This is a genomic window from Paracholeplasma manati, assembly GCF_025742995.1.
Lineage (GTDB): Bacteria > Bacillota_I > Bacilli_A > Acholeplasmatales > UBA5453 > Paracholeplasma > Paracholeplasma manati.
This window is the reverse complement of sequence record NZ_JAOVQM010000001.1, coordinates 240,601-258,909: the sequence shown is the minus strand read 5'-3', so window position 1 is coordinate 258,909 and position 18,309 is coordinate 240,601. Positions and strand designations below refer to the sequence as shown.

19 protein-coding genes are annotated in these 18,309 nt (G+C 39.3%); 15 read left to right on the top strand and 4 right to left on the bottom strand.

The features are described 5' to 3' along the window. Window positions 1–7: 7 nt before the first annotated feature. Both N7548_RS01125 and ppdK read right to left on the bottom strand, forming a co-directional pair. The gene (locus N7548_RS01125; RefSeq protein ID WP_263607541.1) at window positions 8–403 is read right to left on the bottom strand and encodes a VOC family protein; all 396 of its coding nucleotides are present in this window, start codon (window positions 401–403) and stop codon (window positions 8–10) included. A gap of 103 nt (window positions 404–506) precedes the next feature. Then, a complete protein-coding gene (gene ppdK, locus N7548_RS01120) occupies window positions 507–3,134 on the bottom strand; it encodes a pyruvate, phosphate dikinase (protein ID WP_263607540.1) in 2,628 nt (875 codons plus the stop codon). Between the two features lie 195 nt (window positions 3,135–3,329). On the opposite strand from ppdK, the gene N7548_RS01115 reads away from it, so the two are divergent. The 13 genes from N7548_RS01115 (at window position 3,330) to fba (ending at window position 14,634) form a co-directional block, all read left to right on the top strand. Next, complete coding sequence (locus tag N7548_RS01115) at window positions 3,330–4,271, top strand: DHH family phosphoesterase (RefSeq protein ID WP_263607539.1); 942 nt, start codon at window positions 3,330–3,332, stop codon at window positions 4,269–4,271. 1 nt (window position 4,272) lies between these two features. Continuing rightward, the gene (locus tag N7548_RS01110; RefSeq protein ID WP_263607538.1) at window positions 4,273–5,217 is read left to right on the top strand and encodes a DHH family phosphoesterase; all 945 of its coding nucleotides are present in this window, start codon (window positions 4,273–4,275) and stop codon (window positions 5,215–5,217) included. 12 nt (window positions 5,218–5,229) lie between these two features. Next, window positions 5,230–6,102: a tRNA lysidine(34) synthetase gene (locus N7548_RS01105; protein WP_263607537.1), complete on the top strand. Its 873-nt coding sequence runs from the start codon at window positions 5,230–5,232 to the stop codon at window positions 6,100–6,102. Continuing rightward, window positions 6,099–6,638, top strand: a complete 540-nt coding sequence (locus tag N7548_RS01100; protein WP_263607536.1) for an MgtC/SapB family protein — start codon at window positions 6,099–6,101, stop codon at window positions 6,636–6,638. Before N7548_RS01105 ends, N7548_RS01100 begins: the two co-directional genes overlap by 4 nt. An 86-nt stretch (window positions 6,639–6,724) precedes the next feature. Then, window positions 6,725–8,074, top strand: coding sequence for a tRNA uridine-5-carboxymethylaminomethyl(34) synthesis GTPase MnmE (gene mnmE / locus N7548_RS01095; RefSeq protein ID WP_263607535.1), 1,350 nt, complete (start codon window positions 6,725–6,727; stop codon window positions 8,072–8,074). A 48-nt stretch (window positions 8,075–8,122) separates the two neighbouring features. Next, window positions 8,123–9,841, top strand: coding sequence for a DNA polymerase III subunit gamma/tau (dnaX, locus tag N7548_RS01090; RefSeq protein WP_263607534.1), 1,719 nt, complete (start codon window positions 8,123–8,125; stop codon window positions 9,839–9,841). 5 nt (window positions 9,842–9,846) lie between these two features. Then, a complete protein-coding gene (locus N7548_RS01085) occupies window positions 9,847–10,137 on the top strand; it encodes a YbaB/EbfC family nucleoid-associated protein (RefSeq protein ID WP_263607533.1) in 291 nt (96 codons plus the stop codon). Then, window positions 10,137–10,730 (top strand): recombination mediator RecR, encoded by a 594-nt coding sequence (gene recR / locus N7548_RS01080; protein ID WP_263607532.1) that lies wholly within the window; start codon window positions 10,137–10,139, stop codon window positions 10,728–10,730. The genes N7548_RS01085 and recR overlap by 1 nt, the downstream gene beginning before the upstream one ends. A gap of 13 nt (window positions 10,731–10,743) precedes the next feature. Further along, window positions 10,744–11,022, top strand: a complete 279-nt coding sequence (locus tag N7548_RS01075; protein WP_263607531.1) for a hypothetical protein — start codon at window positions 10,744–10,746, stop codon at window positions 11,020–11,022. Further along, the gene (locus N7548_RS01070; RefSeq protein ID WP_263607530.1) at window positions 11,019–11,366 is read left to right on the top strand and encodes a hypothetical protein; all 348 of its coding nucleotides are present in this window, start codon (window positions 11,019–11,021) and stop codon (window positions 11,364–11,366) included. Before N7548_RS01075 ends, N7548_RS01070 begins: the two co-directional genes overlap by 4 nt. Before the next feature lie 58 nt (window positions 11,367–11,424). Further along, the gene (gene rpoE, locus N7548_RS01065) at window positions 11,425–11,952 is read left to right on the top strand and encodes a DNA-directed RNA polymerase subunit delta (RefSeq protein ID WP_263607529.1); all 528 of its coding nucleotides are present in this window, start codon (window positions 11,425–11,427) and stop codon (window positions 11,950–11,952) included. 109 nt (window positions 11,953–12,061) lie between these two features. Further along, window positions 12,062–13,675, top strand: a complete 1,614-nt coding sequence (gene pyrG, locus N7548_RS01060) for a CTP synthase (RefSeq protein ID WP_263607527.1) — start codon at window positions 12,062–12,064, stop codon at window positions 13,673–13,675. A gap of 92 nt (window positions 13,676–13,767) precedes the next feature. Next, on the top strand, window positions 13,768–14,634 hold the full coding sequence (gene fba / locus N7548_RS01055) for a class II fructose-1,6-bisphosphate aldolase (RefSeq protein WP_263607526.1): 867 nt from the start codon (window positions 13,768–13,770) through the stop codon (window positions 14,632–14,634). Between the two features lie 63 nt (window positions 14,635–14,697). On the opposite strand, the gene N7548_RS01050 is transcribed toward fba, so the two are convergent. Beyond that, window positions 14,698–15,288 carry a ferritin-like domain-containing protein gene (locus N7548_RS01050; protein WP_263607525.1) on the bottom strand — a complete coding sequence of 197 codons (591 nt, stop codon included), beginning with the start codon at window positions 15,286–15,288 and terminating at the stop codon, window positions 14,698–14,700. A gap of 102 nt (window positions 15,289–15,390) precedes the next feature. Further along, on the bottom strand, window positions 15,391–16,095 hold the full coding sequence (locus N7548_RS01045; protein ID WP_263607524.1) for a lysoplasmalogenase family protein: 705 nt from the start codon (window positions 16,093–16,095) through the stop codon (window positions 15,391–15,393). Between the two features lie 183 nt (window positions 16,096–16,278). On the opposite strand from N7548_RS01045, the gene N7548_RS01040 reads away from it, so the two are divergent. After that, the gene (locus tag N7548_RS01040; protein WP_263607523.1) at window positions 16,279–16,830 is read left to right on the top strand and encodes a hypothetical protein; all 552 of its coding nucleotides are present in this window, start codon (window positions 16,279–16,281) and stop codon (window positions 16,828–16,830) included. Window positions 16,831–17,052: 222 nt separating this feature from the next. Continuing rightward, window positions 17,053–18,309 (top strand): uracil-xanthine permease family protein, encoded by a 1,257-nt coding sequence (locus N7548_RS01035; RefSeq protein WP_263607522.1) that lies wholly within the window; start codon window positions 17,053–17,055, stop codon window positions 18,307–18,309.

The window sequence follows — 18,309 nt, the reverse complement described above, 5'->3', positions numbered from 1 at the left end:
TAGGGTGCTATGGTAACGGTTTGAAGAAGAAGACCTCGAATCGATGGCCATCTAAATCTCTAAATGAGCGATAATACATAAAATCATTCTCAGTTGCTTGGCCAAACTCGCCACCTTTGGCTGCTTTGACTTTATCCAGTAAGGTATCTACAGCGGCTTTGCTATTCAATTGAAAACTGATGATGATTTCGGTTTGATTAAAGCTGTTTGGGGTTTCAGATAATGTGAAGCCTCTAAATTTATCTTTATTCATCACCATCAAATAGGTAGTATCATTAATCACAACACAAATACCAGATTCATCTGAGTATTGTTCGTTGATTGAAAAACCAATGTGGGTAAAAAAAGATCTAGATAACGTAACATCCTTTGTTTCTAAGTTTAAAAACGTATTGGTAACCATACAATCGCCTCCATCTTCATCATAATGGATTTCAAGGATTTATAGTAAAGATATGCACCAAAGAAAAAGACGATGATTTTTAGGTCATCGTCTTTGTTTTGTGTTATTTACGTGGATTCTTGATTTGAGCTTGTGCAGCCGCTAAGCGTGCTAGAGGCACTCTAAATGGTGAACAAGATACATAAGTTAATCCAGTGTTGTGGCAGAATTCAACGGATTGTGGATCCCCACCGTGTTCACCACAAATACCAGTCTTGATATTTGGACGAACTTCGCTACCTAAAGATACAGCCATCTTCATGAGTTTACCAACGCCTCTTTGGTCGATATGAGCAAATGGGTCAGATTCAAAAATCTTGGTCTTGTAGTAATCAGGTAAGAACTTACCAGCGTCATCACGGCTGAAGCCGAATGTCATTTGAGTTAAGTCGTTGGTTCCGAAGGAGAAGAATTCAGCTTCTTTAGCGATTTCATCGGCTAATAAAGCAGCTCTTGGGATTTCAATCATGGTACCGACTAAGTACTTAATCTTTAATCCGGATGCTTTAATAAGTTCATCTGCAGTCTTCACAACGATGTCTTTAACAAACTTGAATTCTTTCAATTCACCGATTAAAGGAATCATGATTTCTGGTTCTACATGTAAACCTTCTTTAGTCACTTGGATAGCCGCTTCGATGACAGCCTTGGTTTGCATCACTGCAATTTCAGGGTAAGTAATCGAAAGTCTAACCCCACGGTGACCTAACATTGGGTTGGTTTCATGTAAGTCTTCAATGGTTCTCTTCAATTCTTCGAATGGTAAGCCCATTTCTTTCGCTAAATCAGCGATTTCAGCGTCTGTATGAGGCACGAATTCATGTAGAGGTGGGTCTAAGTATCTAACGGTAACGGCATAGCCTTCCATTTCCTTGTAAAGTTTGATGAAGTCTTCTCTTTGCATCGGTAATAACTTAGCAAGGGCAACTTCTCTTTCTTTAAGGTTCTTAGCCACGATCATTTCACGCATTGCTTTAATACGAGAAGATTCGAAGAACATATGTTCAGTACGGCATAGACCAATACCTTCAGCACCGAATACACGCGCTTGATGAGCGTCTCTTGGGGTGTCAGCGTTGGTTCTAACTTTTAATACACGGATTTCGTCAGCCCATGACATAAGGGTTGCGAAGTCACCAGAAACAACCGCTTCTGTAGTCGCAATCTTTTCGCCATAAACATAACCAGTAGATCCGTCGATGGAAATATAGTCACCTTCGTTATAACGTTTGCCGTTAATGGTGAAGAATTTACCATGTTCATTGACTTTAACTTCACCAGCACCTGCAACACAGCATGTACCCATACCACGTGCAACAACGGCAGCGTGAGAGGTCATACCGCCACGAGCGGTTAAGATACCAGCAGAGACAACCATACCTTCGATATCTTCAGGTGAGGTTTCTTGTCTAACTAAAACGACTGGAAGTTTGTCTTTTTTAACCAATTCAGCAGCTCTTTCAGCAGTAAACACAACTCTACCGTATGCAGCACCTGGAGATGCAGCAAGACCTTGAGTGATTGGCTTAGCAGCTTTTAAGGCTTTAGGATCAAATGTAGGGTGTAGTAAGGCATCTAATTGAGAAGGTTCAACCTTTAAAAGGGCTTCTTCCTTAGTTAATACGCCTTCGTTCACTAAATCGATCGCAATTTTCACAGCGGCTTGAGCGGTTCTCTTACCGTTACGAGTTTGTAACATGTATAATTTGCCTTTTTCAATGGTAAATTCCATGTCTTGCATATCTCTGTAGTGTGCTTCAAGTTTAGTCGCAATACGATCGAATTCTTCGTATAATGCTTCGTTTTCTTTCTTCAATTCAGCGATTGGTTTTGGTGTACGGATACCCGCAACAACGTCTTCACCTTGTGCGTTAAATAGGTATTCACCGTATAATACTCTGTCACCGTTAGCTGGGTTTCTTGAGAACGCAACCCCTGTACCGGAGTCTTGACCCATGTTACCAAACACCATGCCTTGAACGTTGACCGCTGTACCCCATTCATAAGGAATGTGGTTTAACATACGGTAAGTGTTCGCTCTTGGGTTGTCCCAAGATCTGAATACCGCTTGAACTGCTTCAATTAATTGAACTTTTGGATCTTGAGGGAAAGGTTCTCCCTTCAATTCTTGGTATTTAACCTTGAATTGTCCAACGAGGTTCTTAAGGTCTTCGGCATCTAGTTCAGTATCTAGATGAACACCTTTTGCTTCTTTCATTGCTTCTAGTAAATGTTCGAAGTTGATCTTGTCAATTTCCATGACAACGTCAGCAAACATTTGGATGAATCTTCTATAAGAGTCATAAGCAAAACGTGGGTTATCGGTGAGTTTTGCTAAACCCTCCACGGCTTCATCGGTTAAACCTAGATTTAAAATGGTATCCATCATCCCTGGCATAGATGCTCTAGCACCGGAACGTACAGATACTAGGAATGGGTTTTTCGCATCCCCGAATTTCTTGCCAAATTCTGCTTCAGTCTTTTCTAAAGCGGCAAAGATTTGTTCTACAACTTCTGGAGCAATCTTTTTACCATCTTTGTAGTATTGGATGCAGGCTTCAGTCGTAACTGTAAATCCTTGAGGAACTGGTAGACCTAAATTGGTCATTTCCGCAAGGTTCGCACCTTTACCACCAAGTAGGTTTTTCATGCTTGCTTGTCCTTCTTTGAACAAATAAACGTACTTAGTCATTGTATCTTCCTTTCATAACGATTTTCATACATTTAAATTATAACACAATAGATTAAAAAGACAACGATTTTCACGCATGCGTTCGCACATACACACGATATGTCACTTTATTATCGCCGGCATTAGTGATATACTATTATAAGGCACTTAATGAGAAATCACGCCTTATACACCTAGAAAGGGCTTGAAAAAAACATGTATGAAGACATTTTAGCCAAAGTGATGGGGTATCAAACCATCATCATTCATAGACATTCCAAACCAGATTTTGACGCGATCGGATCACAAGTCGGACTCAAAGAAATATTGGTTGAGAATTTCCCAAATAAACATATATTTGTCGTCGGTGATCAAAACCGTTTTGATATGGAAAATGATATGCAATCCATACCAGATGAATTGTATGCAGACGCGTTGGTATTTATCTTAGATGTGGCGGTTAAACATATGGTATCGGATGACCGCTATAAACTTGCAAAAGAAGTGATTGTCATTGACCACCATAAAAATGCTTGTGACATCGAAAATGCCACTTTAGTTTTATCCGATTCAACCTTCAGTGCTTGTGCTGAACTCATCACAGACATGGCATTAGAACTCAACTTAAAAATCAATCCAAGAGCGGCTTCGTTCTTGTACGCGGGCATGGTTACAGATACTGGTAGATTCCAATGGATGCACAAACCAGAACGTGTATTCTTAATCGCTTCGATGCTCACAGGATTTGGGGCGAAAACCACCGAGCTTTATGATTTCTTATATGTGGAAACCTTAGAATCAAAACAAATGAAAAATTATTTTTCCAATCGTTTTGTCTTTGAAGATGGGGTTGCATATTTAAAGAATGACAAAGAAGTCTTTGATAAATTCGATGTCGATGTGTTCACCGTATCTCGCGGGATGGTAAATCTTGCTGCTGGTATTGACACCATCAAGATTTGGTTGAACTTCACGTATGATGCAGAGAAGAACATCATATTAGGTGAATTTAGAAGTCGTGGTATCAAGATTGTCGATATTGCGAAAAAATATGGTGGAGGCGGCCATGAACAAGCGTGTGGTGCAAGCCTTCAATCTTGGACACAAGTCGATGAAGTCATCGCAGATTACAAACAATTATTAAAGGAGAATAACTAATATGATTAATCCAATCATCATCAAGAAAATTAAAGAATACGACCGTATCATCATCCATGGTCATCAAAGACCAGACGGTGACTGCTACGGGGCACAATTTGGTTTAAAGAGCATCATCCAAAACTCGTTCCCTAACAAGGAAGTCTATGTGGTTGGAGAGACCTCCGACTTTGTCAGTTTTGTAGGGACACCAGACAAAATCGAAGATGCGTTATATGAAGGTGCTTTATCCATTGTTGTGGATACAGCCACAGAAGAAAGAATATCAGACAAGCGTTACAACTTAGGTAAAGAAACCATTAAGATTGACCACCATATTCCAGTCAATGATTATGGTAAATACAAATGGGTAGACACTTCTTATCCATCTTGTGCCCAAATGATTGCACACTTCTATAAGACTTATAAAAAAGAATTAAAGTTAGGTTATGAAGGTGCCTTAGCAATGTATGTAGGTATCTTAACCGATACAGGCCGATTCCGCTTTAGAGGGGTTTCTAAACAAACCCATGAAATTGCGGGAATGTTATTAACCCATGGGGTCGATGTTGAATTTGTTGATAGCAAACTCTCCATTGAATCCTTAAATATGATTCGTTTAAAAGGTTATGTATTATCTAACTTTAAGATGACAGACGCTGGGTTTATCTATGTTACTTTGGACCGTAAAACCATTGAATCGTTCAACGTTACAGACGAACAAGCAGCATCGATGGTTTCTGTGATTGGTGGCATTGAAGGCTATCCGGTTTGGGCAATCATCTTAGAATATCCAGGTTCGGAAATTCGCATTAGATTGCGCTCTAACGGTCCTGTCATCGCACCTCTAGCCAATGAGTTTGGTGGCGGTGGACATGCGAAAGCATCTGGTGCTAAACTCGATTCATGGGCAGAATTAGATCGTTTCATTGCTCGTACAAATGAGTACATCAACGCATTAAAGTAAGTAGGGATCAAGATGGAAATTAGAGAGGTATGTGAGCGCATAGTCGTCACAGAACCATTACAATCATTAGAACAAATCGAACGCAGTATTATTAAGTCTTATCGAAAAGAAATTTGGGCAAAATTCATCAAAGCCGTTAAGGATTACAAGCTGGTTGAAGAAGGCGATAAAGTCGCTGTTGGTATATCGGGTGGTAAAGATTCCTTGTTGATGGCGAAACTATTTCAAGAATTACATAGACACTCCATCGTTAAGTTTGACGTGGTTTATCTCGCTATGGACCCTGGGTTCGCACCCATCAACCTAGCCTTATTAGAGTCTAACTGTAAATACTTAAACATCCCATTGGTCATTAAAAAATCCAATGTATTCGCAGTTGCAGGCAAGATTGCTTCAGACAACCCATGCTATATGTGTGCAAGAATGCGTCGCGGATTTTTATACAACGCTGCACAAGAATTGGGCTGTAATAAATTAGCACTAGGACATCATTTTGATGACGTCATTGAAACCACCATGCTCAATGTTTTATATGGTGGACAATTCAAAACCATGGTACCGAAAATCACCGCTGATAACTTCGAAGATATCGAGTTGATTAGACCACTGTTCTATATCAAAGAAGCGGATATCTTAAGATTCACCAAGACCAATGGTATTCAATCCATGAACTGTGGTTGTACCGTGGTTGCAAGCAAAACATCATCGAAGCGCAGAGAGATTAAAAACCTCATCGCTGACATGAGAAAGATTCATCCGGAAGTCGATCAATCGATTTTCAAAGCAGCAGAAAATGTCAATTTAAATGCCGTATTGGGCTATCAATACGAAGACAAAAAATACGATTTTAATGAAATCTATGAGGAAAGGAACAAAGAAAAATGACACCGTTCGAAATTGAATTACAAGTGTTTCAAAGTGGCGAATTTTGGCTTACAGTCGTATTTCCAATGGCGATTGCGCTCTTTTTTGGATTTATGATTGGATTAGAAAGACAAAATATTGGCAAATCTGCAGGGATTTCCGCTCATATTTTAATTGCAATGAGTACCGCAGTGATTGGGATTGTTCAAATCTACATGTATAAAGCACAAGGCGGAGACTCATCTGCCGATAACCAAAGACTGATTGCACAAGTTTTACCAGGCGTCGGTTTCATCGGCGCAGGGGTCATTATGAAAGGTGGAAAAACTATCATTGGTTTAACCACAGCTGCAACCATTTGGGCAACAGCAATGATGGGATTGGTCGCTGGATCAGGCTACTATTTTACGTCCATTATTTTTGGCACATTCTTGGTACTGTTTATATATTTAAGAGATATCAAACGCGGAATCAACCCATTCATTCCACACGTACACCACGATTTCCTTGAAAGTGAAATCGACATCGAAGACGACGACAAGCGACGTCACGCATAATAATCTATATGAGAGAAACGCAAAACTGCGTTTTTTTCTTATTTTTAGGGGTGAATGTTGTATAATATTTCATAGGATGTGATGACATGATTTACGATACCATCGCTGCGATTGCGACGCCATTTGGCACTGCCGGCATCGCGATTATTCGAATCTCAGGTAGTGAGTCGATCAGACTAGCTAATCAAGTATTCAAAGGCAGAAACTTACTAAAAATGAAGAGTCATACAGTCACCTATGGACACATCACCGATAAACTCGGCAACGTCATCGATGAAGTCATGGTTACCGTCATGAAAGCCCCTAAAACATTTACCGCCGAAGACACCGTTGAAATCTCGTGTCACGGGGGTATTTTAGTGACTCAAAAAGTACTTGAGCGTGTATTAGAAACGGGTATCAAACTGGCCGAACCAGGCGAATTTTCCAAGCGTGCTTATGTCAATGGACGCATCGATTTAACTCAAGCAGAAGCCATCATGGACCTCATTCACGCAAAAAACGAAAACGCGATGAAATTGGCATTATCCGGTCTTCGTGGTGACATCAAAAAAGGCATTGAAAACATCCGTGGTGAACTGCTCAATATCATTGCACAAATCGAAGTGAATATCGATTATCCAGAATACGATGACGCAACCACCATGGGCAATGAATTGATCAAACCAGAAGTCATCGAAATCAGACAAAAACTCATCCGCTTATTGGATGATTCTAATAAAGGTAAAATCATGCGTGAAGGGGTTAAAACGGCGATTGTCGGTAAACCAAATGTAGGTAAAAGCTCATTACTAAACGCCCTTTTAAACGAGGAAAGAGCGATTGTCACAGACATTGAAGGTACCACCAGAGATACCATTGAAGCTTACATCAACATTGGTAATATTACCCTCAATTTGATAGATACAGCTGGTATTAGAGAAACCATCGATGTGGTTGAAAAAATCGGTGTGGATCGTTCCAAAAAAGCCATTGATGAAGCGGAATTGATCATATTGGTTTTAGACCAAAGCCGAAAGATATCTAAAGAAGATATTGAATTACTCGACGCAACTAAAGACAAAAAACGCATCATTGTTGGCAATAAAAATGATTTAAGTAAAGCCATTGATTTAGATATCCATATGTTGAGCTTATCCACATTAACCAAAGAAGGTTTAATGGATTTAGAAAAAGAAATCGTCAAAGTATTGGGTATGGAAGATATCCAAGAAAAAGACTTCAATGTCATCTCAAACATGCGTCATATTGGCAAAATTAAAGAAACCATTCAATCCTTGGATGATGTTTTAAACGCGATTATGATTGATATGCCAATCGATATGACTGAGATAGATTTAAAGAAAGCGTGGCAAACCCTAGGTGAAATCACAGGGGATTATCATCCTGAAGATTTAATCAGCGAATTATTTTCTAAATTTTGTTTAGGCAAGTAACAATTCATATCATATATGATATAATACAAAAGCAAAGGAGTGTGCGATATGTCCTATCAAGCGTTATACAGAACGTATAGACCCAGAACATTTAAAGAAGTAGCCGGACAAGAAGTCATCGTCAAGACATTACAAAATGCCTTGTTACATGACAAAATTGCACATGCCTATTTATTCAGTGGACCTCGTGGTACCGGTAAAACCAGTATCGCGAAAATTTTGGCTAAAGCAGTCAACTGCGAGAAAGCCCCTATCAAGGATGCTTGTGGTGAATGTGCGACTTGTAAAGCCATCCAATCCAATACCATTGGCGATGTCGTTGAAATAGACGCCGCATCCAACAATGGTGTGGATGAAATCCGAGATTTAAGAGAAAAAGTCAAATACTTACCAAGTATGGGTAAGTTCAAAGTATATATCATCGATGAAGTGCACATGTTATCTACTGGTGCATTCAATGCCTTGTTAAAGACATTGGAAGAACCACCTAAACACGTCATTTTCATTCTCGCAACCACCGAACCAAATAAGATTCCATCCACGATTTTATCGAGATGCCAACGCTTCGATTTTAGAGGGATTTCACCATCCGATATCGAGAAAAAACTCAAAGAAATTCGCGACATCGAAAACATCAAAATCACAGATGAAGCCATTCGCGAAGTTGCGCGATACGCTGAAGGCGGACTTAGAGACGCACTCAGTTTATTAGACCAAGCCATTTCATTCGCTGACGAAAACGTCACCGAAGAAGATATTTACGCCGTATCAGGCAGCGTATCTAAACAAAATCTGATTCAATTGTTGGATTTTATCTACCATAAAAAAACCACTGAAGCCTTTTCTTTACTCAACGACATGATCGAAGATGGTAAAGAAGTGAACAAGATAGTTTCAGATTTAATTGCCACACTAAGAGACTTATTGATTGAAAAGAATGTCGTATTTGACGCCATTCGACCAACCAAATATGTGGAAGATTTGTCAAAACAATATTCCAATGACCGCATTTACTTCTACCTTGAAGTGCTTAATGGTACACAAAATGATATCAAGTGGAGCAATCAAAAACGTGCCTATCTTGAACTTGCAATTGTGAAGATGATTGACCATCAAAATATGGACCGTATCCAATATCAAGAACAACTCCAAGGCCTTCAAGAACGCATTAAAGGATTAGAATTTGACATTTCCAAATTGAAGACAGCCCCTCGAGAAATCAGACGCGTGGTCGAAGAAAAAGAATCCATCGAACCAACCAGTCCTGAACCCACCATTTCGGATAAAAAACCATTGGTCACTGTCCAAGATGTCGAAAGACTACTACAAAACGCCAATATTGATAAAAAAGCCTTGTTATTAAAAGGGTGGGAACGACTCCCACAAATCAAGGATGCGAAACTACAAGCCGCAGCCATGTTGTTACATGAAGGCAAGTTGGTAGCAGCCAGCGATAAAGAAATTCTCTTGGTCTATCCAGATAAAATCAATTGTCAAATGATGTTAAAACCAAACACAAAACAGTTGGTATTTGAAATTCTGAATAGTAAAACCAAACTCATCGATGATTACATTTGTATCGATGAAGCTTCATGGCAAGTATTGTTTGACAGTTTTGCAAAACAATGGCGTGATGGCAACAAAAAACCAACCTTACCTAAACTCGATTTAGGTTTATATGAAGCCGTAGAAGAGTCTTGGCAACCAGGATCTGTATCCTTAGCCATTGATTTCTTTGGCAAAGACAAAGTCATGATAAAGGAGTAAATATAATGAACGCAGGCATGATTAAAAAGTTACAAAAGATTCAAAAAGAGATGCAAGAAACCCAAGAAAGATTACAAATGACCGAATTTACGGGCACCGCTTCAGGTGTTAGAGTGGTCATGTTAGGTTCTCATCAAGTGGTCGACATTAAGATTTCTGAAGAGTTACTGGAAGATGTCGAAATGTTACAAGACGCGATTTTAGCAGCCATCAATAACGCGGTTGAAGTCGTGGATAAGACCACCAACCAAGAAATGAGCAAATTCACAGCTGGTATGGGGTTTGGCGGATTCTAATGAAATACCCTGAAAGTTTTTTAAAACTCGTAGAAGATTTTAAAAAATTTCCTGGCATTGGTAAAAAGACCGCAGAACGATTGGCACTTTATACCATCTCTACGATTGAAAAAAATCAAATCGACGCATTCAGCCAACATTTGGTTGAAGCGAAACAAAACATCTCACATTGTCCAGTGTGTGGTACCTTAATGGAAAGCCACTGCCCTATTTGTGAAGACCTTAACCGTGAACGAAACACCATCATGGTGGTTTCGGAAGACAAAGATGTGTTCGTCTTGGAACGCAACCCAATCTACCATGGGCTATACCATGTATTGGGGGGTTCAATTGATTTTTCTAGAGGCATTGGCCCAGAAGATTTAAACATTGAATCATTGTTTCAACGATTGAATGGGATTGAAGAAATCATCCTGTCTTTGGCAGGTACTGTGGAAGGGGAACTCACCGCACAGTACTTAAAAGAATTACTCAAACCTAAAGGCATCAAGGTTTCTCGTATTGCATATGGCATTCCAGTCGGTGCGGATTTAAGTTTCGCGGATGATCACACCCTAGAACTCGCACTGAATAATAGACAAAAGTACGAATAAGGAGAAATTGTATATGGAAATTCTAGATCAAATTTGGGCATTCTTAATGAGTATTTTCGGGGATTTAGACAGCATGTTGGAAGAATTGGTAGATTTTGATGGGCTCGCTCTTAACTTCTACAACGACGTCATCATGCCGCTACCTGAATGGATGAAGATTCTTGGCACCCTAGGCCTTGCTGTAGTCATCATTTTCGGTGTGTTCGCAATCGCGAAAAAGATGATGAAGTTACTCATCATCGTGGTCGTTATTTTAGCTATCATCGTCTTAGCTAGAATCTTGATGGCATGATCCTAACAATCACTACTGACGGACAAATAGAAAGCTTTCAAGTCGATTCAACTTTTGAACCAGGAAAAATCACATATCAGGATCCAAACACCGCTAGCCTCGTCACCGTTTATTACAATTTAAACGAGGTTTTAATCAGACGCACTGGCGAAGTTTCTTTCCAAGAATCGTATATTCCCCATCAGAGAACGATGGGGTATTATCGTCAAGAAGGCATCCTATTTAAGTCTATTGTCGAAACACACGACTTAATTGTAACGCCAGATTTGATTGAAATTGGCTATCGCCATCAAATCGAAGGCGTTACCACCGAGAAAATCGTGCAATTTCGATTATTCAAATAAAAGTCTTGCAAAAACATAGCACATCGTATACAATAATATAGTATTTTAGGAGGAAACTATGGCTAAACAAACGTATGTAAACAAATCCATGGTTGAAATTGCTGAAGAGATTTTAAGATCAGAAGGCAAAAAGAATATCTACGATTTATTAGAATCAGTGGCATCACTTAAAGAAATCTCTAAAGAAGACACTGAAAAATTAACACAACTATACATTGACATGACCTTGTCAGCAAAATTCGTTTTTTGTGGCAATGATGAATGGGATCTAAAAGAAAATAACCTTGAACTTTGGGATAAAGATGGTTCTTACTTCAACACCACTGAAGAAGTGGTAGAGGAAGAAGAAGACGACACATTGACTGTTGACGACTACTATATTCCTGAAGAAGACGAAATCGAACTCAAAGATGATGAAGAAGACGATGAAGAAGAAGATGGTATCCTTCCTGACGATGAAGAAGAGGAAGACTTACTACTTGACGAAGAAGACGCCATCATCATTGAAGATGAAGAAGACATTGACTTCGACGACGATGATTACAACGAAATCATGGACGATTACGAAGACATGTACGACAAGTAAAATTCTCGTTGCTTCACCGATTTTTATTTGATATAATTAAGAAGGGCAACTCATATAAGGTCTCCTGTAAAGGGAGACCTTTTTATTTTATATTTTTCGAGGTGAAGAGATGAAAACAAAGTTTATTTTCGTTACCGGCGGTGTCGTTTCATCGCTTGGTAAAGGCATTATGGCGTCCACGGTTGGACAGCTACTCAAGAGTCGTGGACTCAAAGTATTCATGCAAAAATTCGACCCATACATCAACGTCGACCCAGGCACATTGTCGCCTTACCAACATGGTGAGGTGTTTGTTACCGATGACGGTTGTGAAACAGACCTCGATTTAGGACATTATGAACGCTTCATCGATGAAAACTTATCGAAAGATTCCTCAGTAACCACAGGGAAAATCTATCAAACCGTCATCGATAAAGAACGTAAAGGTGTTTACCTTGGCGCAACCATCCAAGTCATTCCACACATCACGAATGAAATCAAAGACCGTTTGAAACGGGTTGCTTTATCATCTAAAGCGGATGTGGTCATCACTGAAATTGGTGGGACCGTTGGGGACATTGAATCGCTCCCTTTTTTAGAAGCCATCCGACAAGCCAGACGTGATTTTGGGCATAAAAACACGTTATACATCCACACCACCTTGTTACCATATTTAAGAGCAGCGAATGAAATTAAAACCAAACCGACCCAACACTCGGTTAAAGAGTTGAGATCTTTAGGGATTTCACCGGATATGATCGTTTTAAGAAGTGAAGTACCGGTTGCGAAATCGACCAAAGAAAAGATTGCGTTATTTTGTGACGTAGAAACAGACCACGTATTTGAATCGGTCGATGTCGATGTCTTGTATAAAACCATTCCGAACTTGAAGGCTCAAAAAATCGATGATTTGATTTTAGAACACTTTGAATTAGAACCTAAGATGGAAGCTGATTTATCCCCGTGGATGGATTTGATTCATAAGATTGAACATGCAAAAGATACCATCAACATCGCATTGGTAGGTAAATATGTCAGCCTTCATGATGCGTATTTATCGGTTTCTGAATCCTTAAAACATGCAGGTTATCACTTTGGTAAAAACATCAACATCAAGTATCTAAATGCAGAAAAAATCAATACAGAAAATGTGAAGGAAGTGTTGGCCGGTTCTGACGGTGTCTTGGTACCGGGGGGCTTTGGTGAACGTGCTACCGAAGGTAAAATGGCAGCCATTCAATACGCGAGAACCCACAACGTACCATTCTTTGGCATTTGTTATGGTTTACAACTCGCTTCGATTGAGTTTGCGAGAAATGTCATGGGTATTGGGCTAGCAACAACGACTGAAATCGATCCTGCAACCAAATATCCAATCATCGATTTGATGCATTCACAAGACCTCTCCAAAGATTTGGGTGGGACACAACGCTTAGGGTTATACACCTGTCATATCAAACCAAATACATTGGCTCAAAAGCTCTATCAAAAAGATGTCATTGAAGAAAGACATCGCCACCGTTATGAGTTCAATAATGCCTATCGTGAAGCTTTTGAATCTTATGGCATGGTTTTCTCTGGATTACACGAAAAACTCAACTTAGTCGAGATGATTGAAATTCCTGAACACCCATTCTTTATCGCTTGTCAGTTCCATCCAGAGTTCTTATCTAGACCACTTCGCCCTCATCCAATTTTTAAAGGATTCATCGAAGCAGCAATTCTGAATAAACAAGACAAATGATAATCGTTTTCACGCATTACTTATTTGTAAAATAAGGCAATTAAGCGTATAATACATAATGGACATTACAATAAATCTAGGAGGACATAAAAATGGCATTAGTTTCTGCAAAAGAAATGTTAATCAAGGCTAGAGATAACGGTTATGGCGTCGCTCAAATCAACATCAACAACCTTGAATGGACAAAAGCAACCCTACAAGTTGCACAAGAATTGAACTCCCCAATCATCTTAGGCGTATCTGAAGGCGCAGCTAAGTACATGGGTGGTTATCGTTTAGTCATGGCGATGGTCAAAGAATTGATCGCGTCACAAGGCATCACAGTACCAGTAGCTGTACATCTAGACCATGGTACTTATGAAGGTGCATACAAAGCATTAGAATCCGGATTCACATCCATCATGTTTGACGGTTCTCATTATCCAATCGCTGAAAACGTTGAAAAGACCAGAGAAATCGTCGCAGCTTGCCACGCAAAAGGCGTGTCTGTTGAAGCTGAAGTTGGTTCCATCGGCGGCGAAGAAGACGGCGTCATTGGTGCAGGTGAATTGGCTGATCCAAAAGAATGCGAACTCATCGCGTCCTTAGGTGTTGACCTATTCGCAGCAGGTATTGGTAACATCCACGGTAAATACCCTGCAAACTGGAAAGGCTTAGACTTCGATGTACTACAAGAAGTACAAAGAGTCACCAACAGAGTACCTCTAGTATTACACGGTGGTACAGGTATTCCTGAACACATGATCAAAAAAGCGATCTCTTTAGGCGTTACAAAGATCAACGTTAACACTGAATTACAATTGGCATTCGCTGAAGCTACACGTAAATACATCGAAGCTGGTAAAGACTTAGAATCCAAAGGCTTTGACCCACGTAAATTATTAGCACCAGGCGTTGAAGCAATCAAGAAAGTGGTTAGAGAAAAATTAACCATGTTCGGATCCGTTAACAAGGCTTAATCTTAACACACATATAAAAATAAGACCTGATCATTTTGACCAGGTCTTTTTGTTACCTAAAAACTATTTGTTGCCTTTATGGCCGTTACCTTTGAATCCAAGTTTACCAAATTGGTTACGAATTTGTTGTCCGAAATTTTGGATTTGTGATCCAACTAAACCACGATTGAATGCTCTTAAGTGATTTTCTGATGCACGTTGTAATGCCGTAAATGTCGTAACAACATCCTCAGGTAAATCGGTTTGGCTTAAGAATGCGTCGTATAAAGCGATATTATCGACTTCAGCTTGTACACCAGCTTCAAGTGCTGCAGTGAGTGATTCTGGAACTACAACGGTGCTTGAATCAAAGGCAGGCACTTCAAAACCATAAGTGTTAAATAATACAAGTAGCGCGTCAATGTGACGTTGTTCAGCCAATACAATACGAGTGAATGGTTTAACTTCACCATATGTATCGATGATTGCCTCATAGGTTGCTTTCGCTTTTAACTCATCGAGTAATGTGATGTTCAACATTTCCTCTAAAGTGTAACTGTCTTCTAAATCCAAAGATGTAGATGTCATAGTGGTTGGGGTGCTAGCAGCGAATATACCGACTGTTAGGAACCCTGTAAGTAATAATGCGCCAATCAATAAAAGTGTTTTTTTCATGTTATTTCTCCTTTATGGCTTCATTATAAGGCACAAAAGAAAACATCCCTTGAATATATTTCTTTTAACATTCTACACTTTTTACTGTCAAAACTGGGGTGGTTATTTGTTTATAGAGCGATTGAGGTGGACGATTGAATAACAAATTAAAGACAACGCAACAATATAGGTTAACCAAACCCCTTGATTATTGATTAGATCAGGGGTGTTCCAACCTTTGATGGCTCTGATTGCAATCAACCAGTCAGAAAATATAAAGATACCATACCCCCACGCGAGGAAACGATAGATAGGGTTATCCTTCATGGATAATCCTAAGGTTAATCCAATGCCTAACGCAACCGCGTACACGATTGCTAAGATGGATAACAACAGTTCATCCGGATTAAATACGGTAAATACGAATAACAAAACAATCACAGAAAAGACGATTAAAAAGTTGGTTCTAAAAGACTTTATTTTGGGTTTTCTAAAGCTGAAAATGCCTAAGATAAAATTCACGTGACCAATAAAAAATAGACCCATACCAATCGGTAAACGATAACCGTTAGGTGTATCAAAAGCGCGAGATAGCGCCATATCCCCAATTAAGCAAAATAAGATACCTAAGACTAAGTATAATTTTTGAAGTGGTTTGATCTGCTTATAAAACGTTAAGAAAAACACATATAAAACCAAAATCATTTGATAGACCATACCGGCATTTACCCCTATGCCAGACAGGTTAAATAATTGAATCCATACATAGGTGATGACGATCATCAATGGGGTCAAAAATCGCGCATCATACACTTTATTTTTTAACATTATTGTTTTCTCCTTTAAGAATCCTGACTTAATCATAACAAATCTATTTTGATTTTCAAATCAAAGTGATTTGTGAAACATCCCATAAAATGAGATAAATTTTCTCCTCATGTATTATTTTTGTAAAAGTATTGATAAGTTAGGAATTATTTGTATAATTATATTAAGTCGGAGGTGTGAACTATGATTGATGCACTATATCACGATTACGCTAACTGGATCATCGAGACTAGCGATTTGGTCGAAGGGTTGAAAACATCGAACTCCAATATCTATGAACGTTTTAAATACGTCATTGAGGTATTAGAATTCTTGTACAACAAAAAAATTGAAGAGAAGACATTGTCACCAGAAGAAAGTAACATTTTTGAAACTGGGTTCTATTACATATTTGACGCGTTTGAAAACGTCAAACTCTTATTAGAACACGACTACAATGGCGACGTTGAACTGTTGAATAAGCATGCGGGAACCGTCATCTTATTATTGGATACATTGGATTTTCAAAACGAACTCATCGGTGCAATTGAAGAACCGAATGAACAACATATGCAATCCTTGATCGATATCGAACATGAGATTTTGTCCATCCTTGAAAAACAAGGGGATGCGCCAAAAGAACTACATGAAAAACTCGATAACGTCACAGAGGGTATCTACAAAGAATTAGAGATGGATTATTATCCAATCAACAATATCTTCTTTGATATCGCAGACGAACTCGGATTAATTTAGTGATGATAGAAGCAGTCCTGTAGAGGTCTGCTTTTCTTTTTGTAAAAAGTGATTTTGGGGGTTGAACTTTCTTTAAATTTTGATATACTACTAACAGTGAAGGTCCTTTAAAAGATGCCTGTGAGCATTTTAAGGTAACGGAATCATTTTTACCTATACATTTAAAGGACACCAGTGGTGTCTTTTTTTGTTAAAAGGCCTTTTCAAGAAAAGGAGAACTGTATGGAAGAGAAATTGATTGTCGGGATTCAAGAAAGACCATCATCGATTTTGAAATGGGTTGTACTTAGTTTACAACACGTATTCGCGATGTTTGGAGCAACGGTACTTGTACCACTCATTACGGGGTTAGACATTGGGGTGGCTTTGGTAGCCAGTGGTTTAGGTACTCTAATTTACATTTTATGTACTAAAGGTAAAGTGCCTGTTTATTTGGGTAGTAGTTTTGCTTATATGACAACCATTACAGCGACCGCGACAGCTTCTGGGTCATTTGATTCAAGCTTAATCGGTTTGATGGTGGTTGGTTTGATTTATATTGTGGTCGCACTCATCATTCGTTTTGCAGGTAGTGATTGGTTAAAACATTTATTACCACCAGTTGTCATCGGACCGATGATCATCATCATTGGTTTAGGGCTTGCCGGTGTCGCAGTTAGTAACATTGGACTAGCGAATGGTGCATTCAATGGGGATGTTGCTGCAGTCGCATTAATCACATTCATCGCGGTATCTGCGATGGCCGTTTATGGTAAAGGATTCATTAAAATCGTACCATTCCTATTAGCTATTTTCGTTGGATATATCGCAGCCGTACTTTTCGGTATTGTCGATTTTGAAATCTTTAAGGAAGTATCCTTCTTCCAAGTACCAAACTTCCAAATCTTCGGTACTTATGACATTAACTTAGACGCTGTATTGGTGTTCGCACCGCTTGCGTTTGTCACCATTGCAGAACACATTGGTGACCATGTCGTTTTAGGTGAAATCACTGGTAATGACTTTATAAAAGACCCAGGTCTCGATAAGACTTTACTAGGTGATGGGATTGCAACCCTTGTTGCCGGTGCAATTGGTGGCCCTGCCAACACCACATATGGTGAAAACACAGGCGTTGTAGCCATCACAAAAGTAGGTTCAGTCTATGTAACAGGATTAGCCGCAGTATTTGCGATACTACTTGGATTCTTTGGATACATCCAAGCGTTCATCGCAAGTATTCCATGGGCAGTCATCGGTGGAATGACCGTGGTATTATACGGTTTAATCGCAGCCAACGGGGTCAAAGTATTGATCAAAGATAGAACCGATTTAGGCAATATGAAAAACCTGATCATCGTCTCAACCATGTTGGTTTTAGGTTTAGGTGGTGCAGTCATTCAATTGACACCAACTGCAGCTCTTACAGGCATGAGTTTAGCAGCTGTTGTCGGGATTATTTTAAACCTTGTATTCAACGGATTCAGTTCAAAAGCATAA

Bases quoted from the DNA above. Each gene is read 5' to 3' on its own strand.
- N7548_RS01125 (WP_263607541.1), bottom strand. From the start codon at position 403: ATGGTTACCAATACGTTTTTAAACTTAGAAACAAAGGATGTTACGTTA.
- ppdK (WP_263607540.1), bottom strand. From the start codon at position 3,134: ATGACTAAGTACGTTTATTTGTTCAAAGAAGGACAAGCAAGCATGAAA.
- N7548_RS01115 (WP_263607539.1), top strand. From the start codon at position 3,330: ATGTATGAAGACATTTTAGCCAAAGTGATGGGGTATCAAACCATCATC.
- N7548_RS01110 (WP_263607538.1), top strand. From the start codon at position 4,273: ATGATTAATCCAATCATCATCAAGAAAATTAAAGAATACGACCGTATC.
- N7548_RS01105 (WP_263607537.1), top strand. From the start codon at position 5,230: ATGGAAATTAGAGAGGTATGTGAGCGCATAGTCGTCACAGAACCATTA.
- N7548_RS01100 (WP_263607536.1), top strand. From the start codon at position 6,099: ATGACACCGTTCGAAATTGAATTACAAGTGTTTCAAAGTGGCGAATTT.
- mnmE (WP_263607535.1), top strand. From the start codon at position 6,725: ATGATTTACGATACCATCGCTGCGATTGCGACGCCATTTGGCACTGCC.
- dnaX (WP_263607534.1), top strand. From the start codon at position 8,123: ATGTCCTATCAAGCGTTATACAGAACGTATAGACCCAGAACATTTAAA.
- N7548_RS01085 (WP_263607533.1), top strand. From the start codon at position 9,847: ATGAACGCAGGCATGATTAAAAAGTTACAAAAGATTCAAAAAGAGATG.
- recR (WP_263607532.1), top strand. From the start codon at position 10,137: ATGAAATACCCTGAAAGTTTTTTAAAACTCGTAGAAGATTTTAAAAAA.
- N7548_RS01075 (WP_263607531.1), top strand. From the start codon at position 10,744: ATGGAAATTCTAGATCAAATTTGGGCATTCTTAATGAGTATTTTCGGG.
- N7548_RS01070 (WP_263607530.1), top strand. From the start codon at position 11,019: ATGATCCTAACAATCACTACTGACGGACAAATAGAAAGCTTTCAAGTC.
- rpoE (WP_263607529.1), top strand. From the start codon at position 11,425: ATGGCTAAACAAACGTATGTAAACAAATCCATGGTTGAAATTGCTGAA.
- pyrG (WP_263607527.1), top strand. From the start codon at position 12,062: ATGAAAACAAAGTTTATTTTCGTTACCGGCGGTGTCGTTTCATCGCTT.
- fba (WP_263607526.1), top strand. From the start codon at position 13,768: ATGGCATTAGTTTCTGCAAAAGAAATGTTAATCAAGGCTAGAGATAAC.
- N7548_RS01050 (WP_263607525.1), bottom strand. From the start codon at position 15,288: ATGAAAAAAACACTTTTATTGATTGGCGCATTATTACTTACAGGGTTC.
- N7548_RS01045 (WP_263607524.1), bottom strand. From the start codon at position 16,095: ATGTTAAAAAATAAAGTGTATGATGCGCGATTTTTGACCCCATTGATG.
- N7548_RS01040 (WP_263607523.1), top strand. From the start codon at position 16,279: ATGATTGATGCACTATATCACGATTACGCTAACTGGATCATCGAGACT.
- N7548_RS01035 (WP_263607522.1), top strand. From the start codon at position 17,053: ATGGAAGAGAAATTGATTGTCGGGATTCAAGAAAGACCATCATCGATT.